Origin of the sequence: Bradyrhizobium huanghuaihaiense (genome assembly GCF_007830635.1) — a bacterium.
In the GTDB taxonomy this organism is placed as follows: domain Bacteria; phylum Pseudomonadota; class Alphaproteobacteria; order Rhizobiales; family Xanthobacteraceae; genus Bradyrhizobium; species Bradyrhizobium huanghuaihaiense.
The window spans coordinates 371,776-389,024 of the sequence record NZ_VLLA01000001.1 but is presented as its reverse complement, the minus strand read 5'-3'; the positions used below and the strand labels follow the sequence as shown (position 1 = coordinate 389,024).

13 protein-coding genes are annotated in these 17,249 nt (G+C 66.2%); 10 read left to right on the top strand and 3 right to left on the bottom strand.

The window, feature by feature from the left end; all coding sequences use genetic code 11:
- Window positions 1-47: 47 nt before the first annotated feature.
- The 10 genes from rpsA (at window position 48) to IQ16_RS01695 (ending at window position 10,083) form a co-directional block, all read left to right on the top strand.
- A complete protein-coding gene (rpsA, locus tag IQ16_RS01745; RefSeq protein WP_026312314.1) occupies window positions 48-1,754 on the top strand; it encodes a 30S ribosomal protein S1 in 1,707 nt (568 codons plus the stop codon).
- Window positions 1,755-2,101: 347 nt separating this feature from the next.
- On the top strand, window positions 2,102-3,082 hold the full coding sequence (gene sppA, locus IQ16_RS01740) for a signal peptide peptidase SppA (protein WP_018644152.1): 981 nt from the start codon (window positions 2,102-2,104) through the stop codon (window positions 3,080-3,082).
- A 171-nt stretch (window positions 3,083-3,253) separates the two neighbouring features.
- Complete coding sequence (locus IQ16_RS01735) at window positions 3,254-3,559, top strand: integration host factor subunit beta (protein ID WP_008539997.1); 306 nt, start codon at window positions 3,254-3,256, stop codon at window positions 3,557-3,559.
- Between the two features lie 71 nt (window positions 3,560-3,630).
- Complete coding sequence (locus IQ16_RS01730; protein ID WP_018644153.1) at window positions 3,631-4,023, top strand: lipopolysaccharide assembly protein LapA domain-containing protein; 393 nt, start codon at window positions 3,631-3,633, stop codon at window positions 4,021-4,023.
- 65 nt (window positions 4,024-4,088) lie between these two features.
- Window positions 4,089-4,760: a phosphoribosylanthranilate isomerase gene (locus IQ16_RS01725; RefSeq protein ID WP_018644154.1), complete on the top strand. Its 672-nt coding sequence runs from the start codon at window positions 4,089-4,091 to the stop codon at window positions 4,758-4,760.
- Window positions 4,757-5,971 carry a tryptophan synthase subunit beta gene (gene trpB / locus IQ16_RS01720; protein ID WP_018644155.1) on the top strand — a complete coding sequence of 405 codons (1,215 nt, stop codon included), beginning with the start codon at window positions 4,757-4,759 and terminating at the stop codon, window positions 5,969-5,971. The genes IQ16_RS01725 and trpB overlap by 4 nt, the downstream gene beginning before the upstream one ends.
- Window positions 5,968-6,804 carry a tryptophan synthase subunit alpha gene (gene trpA, locus IQ16_RS01715; RefSeq protein ID WP_018644156.1) on the top strand — a complete coding sequence of 279 codons (837 nt, stop codon included), beginning with the start codon at window positions 5,968-5,970 and terminating at the stop codon, window positions 6,802-6,804. The genes trpB and trpA overlap by 4 nt, the downstream gene beginning before the upstream one ends.
- Before the next feature lie 110 nt (window positions 6,805-6,914).
- Entirely contained in the window at window positions 6,915-7,856 is a 942-nt protein-coding gene (gene accD, locus IQ16_RS01710; RefSeq protein WP_018644157.1) for an acetyl-CoA carboxylase, carboxyltransferase subunit beta, read from the top strand.
- Complete coding sequence (locus IQ16_RS01705; protein WP_018644158.1) at window positions 7,853-9,196, top strand: bifunctional folylpolyglutamate synthase/dihydrofolate synthase; 1,344 nt, start codon at window positions 7,853-7,855, stop codon at window positions 9,194-9,196. The genes accD and IQ16_RS01705 overlap by 4 nt, the downstream gene beginning before the upstream one ends.
- 146 nt (window positions 9,197-9,342) lie before the next feature.
- A complete protein-coding gene (locus IQ16_RS01695; protein ID WP_145831162.1) occupies window positions 9,343-10,083 on the top strand; it encodes a metallophosphoesterase family protein in 741 nt (246 codons plus the stop codon).
- Window positions 10,084-10,141: 58 nt separating this feature from the next.
- Here the strand turns inward: IQ16_RS01695 and trxA are convergent, their stop codons facing one another.
- The 3 genes from trxA to addB form a co-directional block, all read right to left on the bottom strand.
- Window positions 10,142-10,462: a thioredoxin gene (gene trxA, locus IQ16_RS01690; protein WP_008540017.1), complete on the bottom strand. Its 321-nt coding sequence runs from the start codon at window positions 10,460-10,462 to the stop codon at window positions 10,142-10,144.
- A gap of 69 nt (window positions 10,463-10,531) precedes the next feature.
- Complete coding sequence (gene addA / locus IQ16_RS01685) at window positions 10,532-14,041, bottom strand: double-strand break repair helicase AddA (RefSeq protein ID WP_026312171.1); 3,510 nt, start codon at window positions 14,039-14,041, stop codon at window positions 10,532-10,534.
- Window positions 14,035-17,181, bottom strand: coding sequence for a double-strand break repair protein AddB (gene addB / locus IQ16_RS01680; RefSeq protein ID WP_018644161.1), 3,147 nt, complete (start codon window positions 17,179-17,181; stop codon window positions 14,035-14,037). Before addB ends, addA begins: the two co-directional genes overlap by 7 nt.
- Window positions 17,182-17,249: the final 68 nt, after the last annotated feature.

Below are 17,249 nucleotides of genomic sequence, written 5' to 3'. Positions count from 1 at the left end.
CGCCCATGAACCCAACGGCCGGCAAGACTTCCGCAACTGGAGAACAAATGGCTTCGACTTCTGCTGATACCTATAGCCCGTCGCGTGACGATTTCGCCGCGATGCTCGACGAGTCCTTCGCAGGTGGCAACCTGCAGGAAAGCTCCGTCGTCAAGGGCAAGGTGGTTGCAATTGAAAAGGACATGGCCGTCATCGACGTCGGCCTGAAGACCGAGGGCCGCGTTGCCCTTCGCGAATTTTCCGGCCCCGGCCGTGACAGCGAGATCAAGGTCGGCGACGAGGTGGAAGTGTTCCTCGATCGCATCGAGAACGCGCTCGGCGAAGCCGTGCTGTCGCGCGACAAGGCGCGCCGCGAAGAGAGCTGGGGCAAGCTCGAGAAGGCGTTCCAGAACAACGAAAAGGTCAACGGCGTCATCTTCAACCAGGTCAAGGGCGGCTTCACTGTCGACCTCGACGGTGCCGTGGCCTTCCTGCCGCGCTCGCAGGTCGACATCCGTCCGATCCGCGACGTTGCGCCGCTGATGAACAACTCGCAGCCGTTCCAGATTCTCAAGATGGACCGCCGCCGCGGCAACATCGTCGTGTCCCGCCGCACGGTTCTCGAAGAGACCCGCGCCGAGCAGCGTCAGGAGCTGGTGCAGAACCTCGAAGAGGGTCAGGTGATCGACGGCGTGGTCAAGAACATCACCGATTACGGTGCGTTCGTTGACCTCGGCGGCATCGACGGCCTGTTGCACGTCACCGACATCGCGTGGCGCCGCGTCAACCATCCGACCGAGGTGCTCTCGATCGGCCAGACCGTGAAGGTCAAGATCATCAAGATCAACCACGAGACGCACCGCATCTCGCTGGGCATGAAGCAGCTGCTGGACGATCCGTGGCAGGGCATCGAAGCCAAGTACCCGCTGGGTGCCCGCTTCACCGGCCGCGTCACCAACATCACCGACTACGGTGCGTTCGTCGAGCTCGAGCCGGGCATCGAAGGCCTGATCCACGTCTCCGAGATGTCGTGGACCAAGAAGAACATGCACCCCGGCAAGATCGTGTCGACCTCGCAGGAAGTCGACGTGCAGGTGCTGGAAGTCGATTCCGTCAAGCGCCGCATCTCGCTCGGCCTCAAGCAGACCATGCGCAACCCCTGGGAGGTCTTCGTCGAAGGTCACCCGACCGGTTCGGTGGTCGAGGGCGAGGTCAAGAACAAGACCGAGTTCGGTCTGTTCCTGGGTCTCGAGGGCGACGTCGACGGCATGGTCCACCTCTCTGACCTCGACTGGAAGCTTCCGGGCGAGCAGGTGATCGACAACTACAAGAAGGGCGACATGGTGAAGGCCGTGGTGCTCGATGTGGACGTCGAGAAGGAGCGCATCTCGCTCGGCATCAAGCAGCTCGAAGGCGACCCCTTCGCCGAGCCGGGCGATGTCAAGAAGGGCGCGGTCGTGACCTGCGAAGTGCTCGAGGTGAAGGAGAGCGGTATCGAGGTGAAGATCGCCGGTACCGACTTCACCACCTTCATCAAGCGCTCGGAGCTCGCCCGTGACCGCAACGACCAGCGCGCCGAACGCTTCGCCGTCGGCGAGAAGGTCGATGCCCGCGTGATCCAGTTCGACAAGAAGGCCCGCAAGGTCCAGGTGTCGATCAAGGCGCTCGAAGTCGCCGAGGAAAAGGAAGCCATCGCGCAGTACGGCTCCTCGGATTCGGGTGCGACGCTGGGCGACATCCTCGGCACCGCGCTCAAGAACCGCGACAACAAGTAAGCGAAACTTCCGTTTCGCTGGCAATCGAAGCCCCGGCGCAAGCCGGGGCTTTTTGTTGCGGCATACTCAACTGTCGTCCCGGGGCGCGCGAAGCGCGAGCCCGGGACCCATAACCACAGGATCCAGTTTGGCGAAGACTCGTGGTTGCCAACTCGCGCGACAATTTCTCCCTGGGGGTATGGGTCCCCGCCTTCGCGGGGACGACATCTGAATATGTGGCGGCCTCCCGCCCAAGCCGCCGCAAGCCTTCATTTCTTCAAATTGCGCCGCAATTGATGTATCCAGACAAGCCAATGCTTACGTTGTGACGGCACAACGCCTCTGGCCTTTCATTTGGAGATATTCCGATGTCGCTCGATTCGGACATCATCGTCGATCGCCGCAGGATCCGCCGGAAGCTGACGTTCTGGCGCGTCGTGGCGGCGCTGATCGCGATCGCGGCGATTGCGAGCTTTGCGCTGATCGCCACACCCGGTGCGCGCGGCACGTTCGCATCCGCCGGCTCGATCGCGCGGGTCCAGATCGAGGGACTGATCCGCAGCGATTCCGATCGCACGCAAGCGCTGGAGCGGCTGGAGAATTCGCAGGCCGCCGCCGTCATCGTTCACATCAACTCGCCGGGCGGCACCACCGCCGGCTCCGAGCAGCTCTATGACTCGCTCGTGCGGCTGAAGGCGAAGAAGCCGCTCGTCGTCGTGGTCGAAGGTCTCGCCGCCTCCGGCGGCTACATCACGGCGATCGCGAGCGATCACATCATCGCCCAGCAGAGCTCGCTGGTCGGCTCGATCGGCGTGCTGTTCCAATATCCCAACGTCACCGAGCTCTTGAAGACCATCGGCGTCAAGGTCGAAGAGGTGAAATCCTCGCCGCTGAAGGCTGCGCCCAACGGATACGAGCCGACAAGTCCCGAAGCGCGCGCGGCACTCGATGCGCTGGTGAAGGACTCCTACGCCTGGTTCAAGGGACTGGTGAAGGAACGGCGTGGCATGGATGACGCACAGCTCGAAAAAGTGGCTGACGGCCGCGTCTTCACCGGACGCCAGGCAATCGATCTCAAGCTGATCGACCAGATCGGCGACGAGAAGGCTGCGGTGACCTGGCTGGTCGAGCAGAAGGGCGTCAAGAAGGGTCTTCCCGTTCGCGATTACAAGCTCCAGCCGCGCTTTGGCGATCTGCCGTTCCTCAAGACCGCGGCCGCCGTGACGCTGGAAGCGCTTGGTTTGGGCTCGATCGCGCATCAAATCGGGCAAACCGGCGTCGCGCAGGCGGTCGACCGCCTCGGAATGGATGGAATGCTGGCGTTGTGGCAGCCGGCTGCATCGAACTGACTGGGGCGGGCGAGTTCCTGAAGTTTTTCTCGCACTGCGAGTGCCGGGTCAGCCCGCTTTTTCGGCATTTGTCACGCACTTTCACGACGCTCAGCCTTGATTTAGCGTCTTGACAGATCACGGTATTTTCACGGAAATGGTCATCCGCACGCTTCCGGGTCCTATCTCTCGATGATCAAATCCGAACTTGTTCAGCGTATCGCCGAGCACAACCCGCATCTGTACCAGCGGGATGTCGAGAACATTGTGAATGCGATTCTCGAAGAGATCGTAGCGGCCCTCGCACGCGGTGATCGCGTCGAGCTGCGCGGCTTCGGTGCCTTCTCGGTCAAGCATCGCCCGGCGCGCGCCGGGCGCAATCCACGCACTGGCGCCCATGTGCCCGTCGACCAGAAGAGCGTTCCGTTCTTCAAGACGGGCAAGGAAATGCGCGAGCGGCTGAACCGCGACCATCCGGATCCCGGCGCGGCGGACTGAGGCCGGCGCCAGGGTTTTTCGCGGCCGCACAAGACGCGGCCGGCAGCTTGATTCAAGGCGAGCGAAGCGAGATGCGAAAGTTCCTGACCGCGCTGATCGTGATTCCGCTGGCCCTGATCCTGGTGACCTTTGCGGTGGCCAACCGGCATTTCGTCACGGTCTCCTTCGATCCCTTCGTCTCCGACGACCCCTCATTCTCGGCCACAATGCCGCTTTTCCTGCTCCTGATCCTGGTGGCGGCGCTGGGCGTCGTGGCGGGCGGCTGTGCGGTCTGGCTCGCGCAGCGGCACTGGCGGCGGGCCGCGCGCCGGCACGAGGCCGATGCCCGGGCTGCGCGGGGCGAACTGGCCGATCTGCGGGCCCAGGTGACCACGGCAAGACCCGAGGCGCAGCGGCTTCCCGTTCCCTCCGGGGTCGGCCTTTACGGGTCCATCGGGCGAGACAAGCAGCGCGCGACGTTGTAGAAGCGGCCCCGACCGAAAACCCCGTTTTCCGGCCGCACCCAGCGGCCGCTACCCGCTTCGAGATCATGTCCCTGCTCGTCAAAATCTGCGGCCTGTCCACGCGCGAGACGCTTCAAACGGCGCTCGATGCGGGCGCCGACATGGTGGGGTTCGTGTTCTTTCCGCCGTCACCGCGGCATCTGTCGTTGGAGCTTGGCCGGGACCTTGGCCGGCAGGTGAAGCAGCGCGCGCTGAAAGTGGCGCTCACCGTCGATGCCGACGACGCCACGCTCGACAACATCATGGACGCACTCTCGCCGGATATTTTCCAGCTCCACGGCAAGGAGAGCGTCGCCCGGCTGCGCGACATCAAGCAGAAGTACGGCCGCCCGGTGATGAAGGCCGTGCCGGTCGCAACAGCAGCCGATCTTGCCGTGCTGCCCGGCTATGCCGCGGTCGCCGACCGCATCCTGTTCGATGCCCGTGCGCCGAAAGACGCGACCCGTCCCGGTGGCCTGGGCGCGCCCTTCGACTGGCACCTGCTGGAAAATCTCGATCTGAAACTGCCCTACATGGTCTCGGGCGGGCTGCACGCCGACAACGTCGCGGAAGCCCTTCGCGTCACCGGCGCCGGCGGCGTCGACGTGTCCTCGGGTGTCGAGAGCGCTCCCGGCGTCAAGGACCCCGAGATGATCAAGGCCTTCATTCGCGCCGCGCGCGCTACCCAAGATGCAAGTCAAGAGTTGAGCGTTCGATGAACATCGCCAAACCCAATTCCTATCGCAGCGGTCCCGACGAGCGCGGTCATTTCGGTATCTTCGGCGGACGCTTCGTCGCCGAAACCTTGATGCCGCTGATCCTCGATCTGGAGAAGGCGTACACCGCGGCCAAGGCCGATCCGGCCTTCCAGGGCGAGATGGACGGCTATCTCAAGAACTATGTCGGCCGGCCCTCGCCGCTCTATTTCGCCGAGCGACTCACCGAGCATCTCGGCGGCGCGAAAATCTACCTCAAGCGCGAAGAGCTCAACCACACCGGCTCGCACAAGGTGAACAACGTGCTCGGCCAAATCATGCTGGCGCGGCGCATGGGCAAGAAGCGCATCATCGCCGAGACCGGCGCGGGCCAGCATGGCGTCGCCACCGCGACGCTGTGCGCGCGCTTCGGCCTGGAATGCGTGGTCTATATGGGCGCCGTCGACGTCGAGCGGCAGCAGCCCAACGTCATCCGCATGGAGATGCTGGGCGCAACGGTGGTCCCGGTGCAGTCCGGGACACGCACGCTGAAGGACGCGATGAACGAGGCGCTGCGCGACTGGGTCACCAACGTGCACAACACGTTCTATTGCATCGGCACGGTGGCGGGACCGCATCCCTATCCGACGCTGGTGCGCGACTTCCAGTCGATCATCGGCAACGAGACCAAGGCGCAGATGCAGGAGATCGAAGGCCGCCTGCCGGACTCGCTGGTCGCCTGCATCGGCGGCGGCTCGAACGCGATGGGCCTGTTCCATCCGTTCCTCGACGATTCCTCCGTCGAGATCTTCGGCGTCGAAGCGGCTGGCCACGGGCTCACGCAGCTGCACGCGGCGTCGATCGCGGGCGGCCGTCCCGGCGTGCTCCACGGCAACCGCACTTATCTCTTGATGGATGCCGACGGCCAGATCCAGGACGCGCATTCGATCTCCGCCGGCCTCGACTATCCCGGCATCGGCCCCGAGCATTCCTGGCTGCACGAGGTCGGCCGCGTCAATTATCTCTCCGCGACCGACGACGAGGCGCTCGCCGCGTTCCAGCTGCTGTCGAGGCTCGAAGGCATCATCCCCGCGCTCGAACCGGCGCATGCCATCGCCAAGGTGATGGAGCTCGCACCGAAGCGGCCGAAAGACCACCTGATGGTCGTCAATCTCTCCGGCCGCGGCGACAAGGACGTCCCGCAGGTCGGCGACATCCTGAGGGGCAAGAAGTGACCACGCGTATCGACACCCGTTTTGCCGAGCTGAAGACGCAGGGTCGCTCGGCCTTCGTCACCTATGTGATGGCCGGCGATCCCGATCTCACGACTTCGCTCGAGATCGTCAAGGCGCTGCCCAAGGCAGGCGCCGACGTCATCGAACTCGGCATTCCCTTCACCGATCCGATGGCGGATGGTCCCTCGATTCAGGCTGCAGGTCTGCGCGCGCTCAAGATCGGCATGACCTTGAGGAAGACGCTGGAACTGGTGCGCGACTTCCGCAAGGACGACAACGTCACGCCGCTGGTGCTGATGGGCTATTACAATCCGATCTACATTTACGGCGTCGACAAATTTTTGGCTGATGCCAAGACATCAGGCGTTGACGGCCTGATCATCGTCGATTTGCCGCCGGAGGAAGACGACGAGCTCTGCATTCCCGCGCTGAAGGCGGGCCTGAACTTCATTCGCTTGGCGACCCCGACCACCGACGACAAGCGCCTGCCCGCGGTGCTCGCGAACACATCAGGCTTTGTCTATTACGTCTCTATCGCCGGCATCACCGGTGCAGCTGCGGCGGACGCCAATGCCGTTGGCGAAGCTGTCGCGCGCATCAAGCGGCATACCAAGCTGCCGATCTGCGTTGGTTTTGGCATCCGCACGCCGGAGGCGGCGCGTGCCATTGCCGAGAAGGCCGATGGTTCGGTGGTCGGCACCGCGCTGGTGGATGCGCTCAAGAACAGCCTCGATGCCGAGGGGCGTGCGACCGCCAAAACCGTTAACGCCGTGGCGGAGCTGACGGCGGCCCTGGCCCAGGGCGTCAAAGGTGCGAAACAGGCGGCGGAATAGGCCATAATTCCGCTTCCGGGGCGGGCGACACGGCGGCTTGCCGGGCAGGGGCCCGGCCGCCATATATTCCTTCAGGCGATTCCCAGCGGGATCGCACATCGGAGCAAACCATGAACTGGCTTACCAATGTGGTCCGGCCGAAGATCCGCAACATGCTGCGGCGGGAGACGCCGGAGAATCTTTGGATCAAGTGCCCGGATTCCGGACAGCTCGTGTTCTACAAGGACGTCGAGGCCAACCAGTTCGTCATCCCCGGCTCAAACTACCACATGCGCATGAACTCGGTGGCGCGTCTGAAGTCGATCTTTGACAACGAGACCTGGTACGACGTCGCGCTGCCCGAGGTCTCGCCCGATCCGCTCAAGTTCCGCGACGAGAAGAAATACGTCGACCGCATCAAGGATGCGCGGGCGCGCACCAACCTGAACGACGCGATCAAGGTCGGCTACGGCAAGCTCGAAGGCGCCGCCGTCGTCGTCGCCGTGCAGGATTTCGATTTCATGGGCGGCTCGCTCGGCATGGCCGCGGGCGAAGCCATCGTTCGCGGGCTGGAGCTCGCGGTCGAGAAGAAGTCGCCCTTCATCGTGTTCGCCGCATCCGGCGGCGCGCGCATGCAGGAAGGCATCTTGTCGCTGATGCAGATGCCGCGCACCACCGTCGCGGTGCAGATGCTGCGCGAGGCAAAGCTGCCCTACATCGTCGTGCTGACCAACCCGACCACCGGCGGCGTCACCGCCTCCTACGCCATGCTGGGCGACGTGCAGATCGCCGAGCCCGGCGCGCTGATCGGTTTTGCCGGCGCGCGCGTGATCGAGCAGACGATCCGCGAGAAGCTGCCTGAAGGTTTCCAGCGCGCCGAGTACCTGAAGGAACACGGCATGGTCGACATGGTCGTGCATCGCCATGATCTGCGCCCGACCCTGGCGCGGCTCTGCCGCCTGCTGACCAAGGCGCCGGCGCAGGAAGGTGCATCGAAGCCGGCGCAGCCGGTGACGAGCCCGGCGCAGATCGTATCGGCCGCCGAGACGGCGCCGGCCGCGCCGCACGCGTGAACGCCTCCTCTGACAGTGCAAAGACACCGCTCGGCGAAGTGATCGGGCGGCTGTCGGCCCTGCATCAGAAGCGCATCGATCTCGGCCTCGAGCGGATGCACCGCCTGCTCGAGCGGCTCGGCCACCCCGAACGCAAGCTGCCGCCGGTGATCCACATCGCCGGCACCAACGGCAAGGGCTCGACGGTCGCCTATCTGCGCGCGACGCTGGAGGCGGCAGGCCTGCGCGTCCATACCTACACCTCGCCGTATCTCGTCCGCATCAACGAATGTTTTCGCCTTGGCCGCGTCGGTGGCGGCGTGCTGGTCAGCGACGACGAGTTGCGCGCCGCGCTGGAGGAGGTCGAGCGCGTCAATGCCGGTGAGCCCGCGACCGTGTTCGAGCTGAAGACCGCGGCGGCGTTTCATCTGTTCGCGCAGAACCCGGCCGACGTCGTGCTGCTCGAAGTCGGCCTTGGCGGCCGGCTCGATTCGACCAATGTGGTCGACACGCCGGCGGCCTGCGTGATCACGCCGGTCAGCATGGACCACATGGATTTTCTAGGGGACACGCTCACATCGATCGCCGGCGAAAAGGCCGCGATCATCAAGCGCGGTGTGCCCGTGATTTGCGCCGAGCAATCGCCGGAAGCGATGGCCGTGATCGAGGCGCAGGCCAAGCGCATGCGCGCGCCGCTGTTTGCCGCGAACGAAAGCTGGCACGTCAATGTCGAGCATGGACGGCTGGTTTACTCCGACGACCGCGGCCTGATGGATCTCGCCGCGCCGCGCCTGTTCGGCCGCCACCAGTTCGACAATGCCGGCCTTGCGATCGCGACGCTGCGCGCGATTCCGACCTTCAAGGTCAACCAGGCAGCCTTCGAGGCCGGCGTCGTCGGTGCCGAATGGCCGGCGCGGATGCAGCGCCTCACTTCGGGCGAGCTGCTTTCGTGGGGGCCGCAGGGCTCGGAGATCTGGCTCGACGGCGGCCATAATGCCGAGGGCGGCCGCGTCGCGGCGGCCGCGCTCGGCGATCTCGAAGAGCGGGTGTCGCGGCCGCTGGTGGTGATCGCGGGCATGATGGCCAACAAGGATGCGCGAGGCTTTCTCGCCAATTTCGCCGGCCTCACCCGCCACATCATCGCGGTGCCGATCCCCGACACCGAGAATGCGATGCCGGCCGACCGTCTCGCGGATGCGACGCGCAGCCTCGGCATGCGCGTCGAGATCGCGCCCGGCATCGAGGCCGCGCTGCGCGCCCTGTCGAAGCTTGCCTACGAGGTGCCACCGCGCATCCTGATCACCGGCTCGCTATATCTTGCCGGTCACGTGCTTGGGCTCAACGGCACGCCTCCTGCATAGGTGGTTTCGTGTCCCGGACGCGGCGCGGCATGAAATGACGCGACGCTGAGCCGGGACCCAGAATGCCGCGACATGGGCCCCGGCTCTGCTGCGCACCGCTGAAGTAGCGCTGCGCTGCGTCCGGGGCACGAGAGAGAGAATCCCCAATGCGTTTTGCCGCGATCGCCGACGTCCACGGAAACTACCTCGCGCTGGAGGCGGTGCTCGCCGATATCCGCGCCCACGGCATCGCCGACATCGTCAATCTCGGCGACATGCTGAGCGGCCCGCTCGATGCACGCCGTACCGTCGAAATCCTGATGCAGCTTGATGCCGTCCATGTGCTCGGCAATCACGACCGCTATCTGCTCGACCGCCCGCCGGCGAAGATGGGCTCCTGGGACCGTCCGGCCCATGCGCAGCTCAATCCTGCGCAGCTCGACTGGCTGCGCGCACAGCCGATGACGCGCGTGTTTCGCGAGCAGGTCTTTCTCTGCCACGCCACGCCCGGGAACGACGAAGTCTATTGGCTCGACACCGTGCACCCCGACGGCACCGTCGCGCTATCGCCGCTAGACCGCATCGAGCAGCTCGCGCAAGGCATCACGCAATCGCTGATCCTCTGCGCCCACACCCATCTCGCCCGCGCAGTGCGGCTGCGTGACGGAAGGCTGATCGTCAATCCCGGCAGCGTCGGTAGTCCCGGCTATCGCGACAAGCATCCGTTCCCGCACGTCGTCGAAGCCGGCACGCCGCACGCGCGCTATGCGATCCTCGACCTGGCCAATGGTGCCTGGCAGGTGACGTTCCGCCACATCGCTTACGATCACGACGCGATGGCTGCGCTGGCGCGCCGCAACGATCAGCCGGAGCTGGCCAACGCGCTGGCGACGGGCTGGATCAGTTAAGCAAAACAAAACGGCCGGCGTGACGCCGGCCGTTGCACAAACCTTCTGACGCCGCGGATCAGACCGCCGACGTGATCCACTGCTGCAGCTTCGCCTTCGGCGCGGCGCCGACCTGACGGGAGGCCATCTCGCCGCCCTTGAAGATCATCAGGGTCGGGATCGACATCACGCCGTATTTGGACGCGGTCTTCGGGCTCTCGTCGACATTGAGCTTCACGATCTTGACCTTGTCGCCCATCGCGCCGGCGATCTCGTCGAGGGCGGGGGCGATCATGCGGCAGGGGCCGCACCATTCGGCCCAGAAATCGACGACCACGGGGCCGTTCGCCTTGAGCACTTCGGCTTCGAAATCGGCGTCGGAAACCTTGCTAACGGCCATTGGAGTACCTCACTCGGTTGAAAGAGAATCGGCGCGACGTGGAATCGCGCCCGGGATCATGGGGTGAACCTATGAACGGCTCCTTGCCGGGTCAAGGACGCTCACACCGAGATGAAGGGATGCCAGCGCCGCGTCCAGCGCGGGGGCCGAAATCTCCATATATTCAAGGGCCTCGGTCCAGAGCAGGACGGCCCGGATCGGCTTTTGGGGATAAAGCCGGGCCAGCACCGCCCGGTACAGCGCAAGCTGCCGGACATAGGCCGCCGGCGCATCAGTGGCGCTCTTGGGGGCCGCCTGGTTGGTCTTGAAATCGACGATCAAAACCTCGTCCGGACGAACGACCAGCCGGTCGATCTGCCCCGACACCAGCGCTGGGCCGCGGCCCGGCCGCTCCAACCGGCCCGCAATGGCGACCTCCGCCCGGCTGCCGGCGGCAAAGACCGGGGCAAAACGCGGCTCCGCGATCAGGGCGAGCACCTTGTCGGCCAGCGCGATGCGGTCGGCTTCCGGCCAGTCCGCGGCGTTACGCGCCATGAATCCGAGCGCGGCCTCGCGCCGGCGTTCGGTGGCAATGTCGGGTAGGGATTGCAGGAGACGGTGCACCAGCGTGCCGCGCTGCAGCGCCAGCGCGCGCGACTGCACCGATTCGCCTGTCCGCACGCTGCGGCCCTCCTCCGACGGCTGGCCGGACGGGCGCACGGCATCGTCGTCGATGACCTCGCGCGGCGCCGGTGTCCGCAGCCAGTCCGGCAGCGCGATGGTCTGGTCCACGGATGCCGCCGGCGTGCCCAGGGCCGCGACATCCTCCGGCCGGGCGAATCGCGTGACCTTGCCGAGCGGCGTCTCGGTCGTCTGCTTGTCGAGGCCCGCGCCGGCGAGACCGGTGTCGATGAGGTCGTACCAGCTCAGCTTGCGCACCGTTCTCATGTTGCCGGGCATGCAGCCGCCGACGATCAGCCGGTCCGCTGCGCGCGTCATCGCGACATAGAGCAGGCGGCGATATTCGTCCTCGGTCTCCTCGATCATCGCCTTGCGCGCCTCGACGACCGGCTTCGGATCGTCTGCCTTGCGGCCGGCCCAGACCACGACCTCGCCGCCATTGCCGCGCGGCACCTGGATCAGCCGCAGCCGCTGCGAATCCGCCGGTGACGACGTCGTGTCGACCATGAACACGACGGACGCTTCCAGGCCCTTCGCGCCGTGCACCGTCATGACCCGCACCTCGTCGCGCGAGATCTCCATGTCGCGCTTCACCTCGGTGTCGGCCGAGCGCAGCCAGGCCATGAAACCCTGCAGCGAGGCCGGCGCCTTGCGCTCGTAGTTCAGCGCCAGCTCCAGGAATTCGTCGAGCGCGTCATTGGCCTCGTGGCCGAGCCGGCGCAGGATGCGCGCGCGGCCGCCGTCGCCCCCGAGCAGCCAGGCGTAGAAGGCGAACGGCGTTTCCTCGCGCGCGCGGATCTCGCAGGCTTCCAGGCGCCGCAACACGGTCGCGAATTTGTCGCTTGTGCCCGCGTGCTCGCCGAGCGCGCGGCGCAGCGAGCCCTTGCGATCCCAGGCGAGCTGGAACAGATCGTCGTCATCGAGTCCGAACAGCGGGCTCTTCAGCGCCACCGCCAGCGCGAGATCGTCCTGCGGCAGCAGCAGCGCGTCCGCAAGGTTCATCAAATCGATGATGCCGATGTGTTCGGTCAGCTTCAGCCGGTCGGCGCCGGCGACCGGGACGCCAGCGTGCTTCAGCGCCTGGATCACGGCGTCGAACGCATTGCCGCGCCGCCGCACAAGGATCAGCATGTCGCCATAGCGCAGCGGCCGGCGTTCGCCCTCGTGACCCGTCAGCGTGCCGCTCTCGACCAGCCGCTTGATCTCGGCCTGGATGCGGCGGGCGAGTTTGACTTCGGGACTAGTGACGGCGACGCCGTCGAACGGGGCGCGCCAGCCCTCGATCTCCTGCCGATCGTCGGCCTCAGCCAGGTCCCACAGCTCGATCACGCTGGGGCCGGCATCGGCGAGCGCGTTGTGCAGGGGATGGCCGATCTCGACCGAATGGATGCTCTTGTAGATCTGGGGCTCGCGGAAGACGTGATCGACCGAGTGCAGGATCGCGGAGCCCGAGCGGAACGAATAGGTGAAGGCGACCGGATCGAACTTCAGCCCGGCCGCGGTGAACTTGCGGTGCAGCTCGCGCCGGCGTGCGTCGAACTCGTGGGGAGCGGCGCCCTGGAATGAAAAGATCGACTGCTTCTCGTCGCCGACCGCGAAGATGGTGCGGTTGAGCCCTTCGCGCGCGCCTTCGCCTGCGGTGAACTCCGAGATGATGTGCGCGACGATGTCCCATTGCCGCGGGCTGGTGTCCTGGGCCTCGTCGATCAGCACGTGATCGACGCCGCGGTCGAGCTTGTAATGCACCCAGCCCGAGGAAACGCGGTTCAGCATCGCCAGCGTCTTGTCGATGAGGTCGTCATAGTCGAGCAGCCCGCGCTCCTGCTTCTCGCGGCGGTAGTTGGCGGCGGCCGCGATCGCGATGTGCAGCAGGGCCGCGGTGCGGTCGCGCATGACCACCGCGCGGCGCTTCTCAATCAATCCACCGAGGCGCTGCACCTCGGCCTCGAACAGGCGCGCGACGGACGGGTTGCTGTCGCAAAATTTCTTGGTCAGCACCGCCTTGCGCGGCAGCTTGTCGTCGGTGAGGAAGACACAGAGATAGGCATCGACCTGCGCAGCGCCGGAGAAGATCTTCGCTTCGCGAAGCCGGCCAGCCTGGTCGTTGTCGGACTTGCTGCCGTCCTCCAGCGCGAACGCGATGTCGCCCCAGCGCGAGCGCGGCAGGAGCGGTCCGTCGAGAATCTCGGTTTCGACGTCCTCGATGCGGTCGCTCGCGTCGACGCCGAGCACCGCAGCCATCTGCGCCGCAGCCGCTTCCGCGCTACCGGCCTCGTCGGTCCAGGCCATGAAATGGTCGCGGCTGAGACAAGCCTCGCGCACGACCTCCTTGAAGGTGACATCGGCGGCATTCGCCATCGCCGTCAGCAGCGCACGGCCGGTGACGCTGTCGGGATCGCGCGCGGCCTCCAGCAACACCTTCAGATTGGCGCGCTCCATCATGTCGGTCTGGTCGCGCTCGTCGATGACCGAGAAGCGCGCGGGCACGTTGGCCTCGAACGGAAATTGCTGAAGCAGGCGCGTGCACAGCGCGTGGATGGTCTGCACCTTCAGCCCGCCGGGCGTCTCCAGCGCGCAGGCGAACAGTTTTCGTGCGTCACGCCGCAATTTTCGATCAGGATGCGGGATGCCGACGGCGCGGATCGCGGCGTCCAGCCCGGCATCATCCAGCGTCACCCAGTGCCCGAGCGTGGTGAACACGCGCTCGGCCATGTTGGCGGCGGCGGCCTTGGTGAAGGTGATGCAGAGGATCTTTTCCGGCGGCACGCCCGACAGCAAGAGGCGGATCACCCGCTGCACCAGCACATGCGTCTTGCCCGAGCCGGCATTCGCCGACACGAAGGCCGACGCGGTCGGGTCGGATGCGCGCGCCTGCCGCGCGCGCACCTCGTCGGGGATGGGGCGCGGAAGCTTCACCATTCCTCGATCCCCAAACCGCCGGCCGCGGACCATTCCTTGATGCGGGCGAGGTCGTCATAGGCGCCGTACCGGTTGGTCCACATCGGCAGGTTCAGCGAGGTGTAGGGCTGGCTCTCGTCCTCGAAGGCCCGGATCAGTGCTTCCAGCTTGGCCCGCGCTTCGGCGGCTGCCGTATCCGGCGGCTGCGGCTCATCGCCCTGCTTGTACTTCAGCTCGAGAATGCGTTCCTCGCCCGGCGGATTGTTGCCGCTGAGACGGACATAGACGAGCTGGCTCACCGATGCTCCGGCGTCGATATCCGGGAAGCCGCCCTCGCGCAGGATCGCCGCCTCCAGCGTCAGCTGCGGCGACAGGCCCATGCGCACCTGCTTGCCGGTCGGCGGCTGGCCGGTCTTGTAGTCGAGGATGGCATAGCCGCCGCCCTGGCGCCGCTCGATGCGGTCGGCGCGCGCGGAGAGGCGGAAGCTACGCTGATGATCGAGCGTGATCGAGATCTCGCCACGGGTTTCCGCCGTGATCGCCTCGATCCCGTCGCGCCGCACGGTCTCCCATTCGCCGAACCAGCGCGCGATACGCTGGAAGCGCGGCCACCACAGCGCGCGGGCCTCGGGCCGTTCCATCAGCGGCGCAAAATGCTTCTCGCCGATCGCGCGCAGCACGCGCGCGGGGTCGTCGGGTAGACGCGTCGCATAGCTTTCCGTGAACTCGCCGACCGCATCGTGGATCGCCGAGCCGCGATCGGCGGCCGACAGCGGCATGTCGACGGGGTCGAGCGCATCCAGCCGCAGGATGTACTTGGCGTAGATCGTGTAGGGATCGCGCAACCAGTCCTCGATCGCGGTCACGGACATCTTGAGCGGCCGCGTCGCGCGCGGCGGCCGCGGCTCGGGCTGCTTGATCGGCCGGACCTCGTCGGGCTTGTCCAGCGCGCCTGCGAACTGCACGTATTTCTCGCCGGCGCGAACGGCTGCCTTCCAGAGATCGTCACCTGCGACCGCCTCCAGCCGGTGCAGGAAGCGCGAGGCGACTGCCGGCGCGCCGCCGGCCTTGGCGGAGTGGGTGAGGATCACCTCGTCGCCGCCGAGCAGCTGGGCGAAGTCGTGGGCGGAGAGGCCGATACGGCGCTCCGGCAGATCGAGACCAAGCTCGTGCCGCATCGGCCGGCTCAGCCAGGGATCGATGCGCGGAGCCGGCGGCCAGACGCCTTCGATCAGGCCGCCGATGATGATGCGGTCGGCCTGCATCAGGCGCGATTCCAGCGGACCGTAGATCTGCAGCCGCGCGCCGGGCCTGTCGCGCCGCCGCACCGCGCGGTCGCCGAAGGCGGTCTGGAACACGTCAGCGTAGTCCGCTAGCTGCACCATCAATCCGCTGGTCGTGCCGCCGCGCAGGAGATCGTCGAAGGCGCTCGCGAGCGCGAGACCTTCGCGCTCCTCGAACGCGAGCGGAATGCCCTGCTCGTCGCGCGACAGCTCGATCATGATCTCGCGATGCCGGTGCGCGAGCTCGGCGAAGTCATATGGTTTTGATGGCGGCAGGCTCTCGATCGGCGCCAATGCTTTTTGCAGCGTGTCGATCAGCGCCTGGACGCGATCGAGATCCTCGGCGTTCAGACGCGCGCGCGGTTCTGCCCTATGAAGCGCAGAGACTTCGCTGCGCCACAGCTTTGCGAGCTCGTCGCGAAAGCGGTTGAACTCGCGCAAGAGGCCGGCCGTGCCCGCAGGCGGGCGCGTGCCGCGCAAGATCGCGAGCTCGAGGCCTTCGATCGCCGCCTTCCATGCGCCGGGCGCGCGGCCGAGCCGGCACAGCGGATGCTTCAGCATCGCCAGCAGCGTCGGCGGCTCCAGGCCCTTGGTTGCCGCTTCCGCCACAAGACGCGCAAAGACGCCAGCGGAGGTTTCCATCAGCACGTCGCCGCCGGAATCGTCGAAGGCGAGATCCCATCGCGTCAGCGCGGCCATCACCCGCCGCGCCAAGGCGCGGTCAGGCGTCACCAGCGCCGCTGATTTGTCGAGATGGCGCGCCTCGCGCATCGCGATGGCGATCGCGAGCGCTTCCATTTCGGGATTGGGAGCCTCGACCACCGCGAGATTTGTCATGCCACCGGCGATCTTCGCGGCGACATCCGGCTGCTTCAGCCTGTCGTGCCAAACCTCCGTCTTGGCAGACGGCCGCATCGATTCCGATGCGAGGATGTCGCGGCCGCCTTCCACCGGTGGCTGAAGAATCTCGACGTCGCTGCGCTTGATGCCGAAGCGATCCAGCAGCGCGTGCATGGCATATTGCGGATGGTTCGAGGCCGGATGCTCGGCGAACTTGCCGAGCGAGTCGCGTACGCCGCCGATGGTGCGCCAGGCGTCGTCGTCGAGATCGGTATCGAGGCCCGGCAGCACCACCGCACCATGGGGCAGCGCGGCGACCGCATGCAGGAATTTTGCGGTGGCCGGCATCGAGCCGGTCGAACCGGCCGCGATCACCGGCCCATGCGGATGCGCGGTCAGACGCCTCGCTTCCGCAGCGATCAGAAGATCGCGCCGCGCCGCCGGCTCGATCCGGTTGATCTCGGCGAGATGATTGGGCCAGGCGATGCGCGCGATGCGCAAAAAGTCGAGCGAGTGCTGCCAGTAGCGATCGAGGTTATCAGGTACGAGACCATCGAGCGCGCTCCAGTCGACGCCGCGCGTGACCATGTCGTCGATGAGGCGCGCGAGGTCGCCGGCGAGAGCAAGCGTCGAGGCGGGGCCGCCGACCACCAGCGGCGCCAGCACCGGGCCCTTGGCCCAGGCGGCGACGAGTTGTGCCAGCGTCAGCCGCCGTTCCAGCTCGCCAAGCCGTGGTGGAATGTCGAGCGGCGTTGCGCTGGAAAACTGTTCGCCCTCGTCCGCGAAGGCGAGCTCGTCCTCGTCGATGTCGCCGAGCGCGACGATGCGCGGCAGCACGACGGCATCGGCCTTCATCTCGTCGAGGAAGATCTCGCGGACGACGCGCATGGCGCGCCTTGTCGGCAGATACAGCGTGGCGTCGGCCAGTCGCGCCGGTTCCTTGCGGGCCTCGAAGCCGTCCACCAGCCGGCCGTCGAGCAGGGCCGTGACGACCGTGCGCAGGAACGGAACTGAGATGGGAACGCTGAAAACACGCATGGGCTGCCTGATTCGGGAATCAGGGCAATATAGGCAGGCGGGCACGAATGGTCATGGGTGGGAACGAA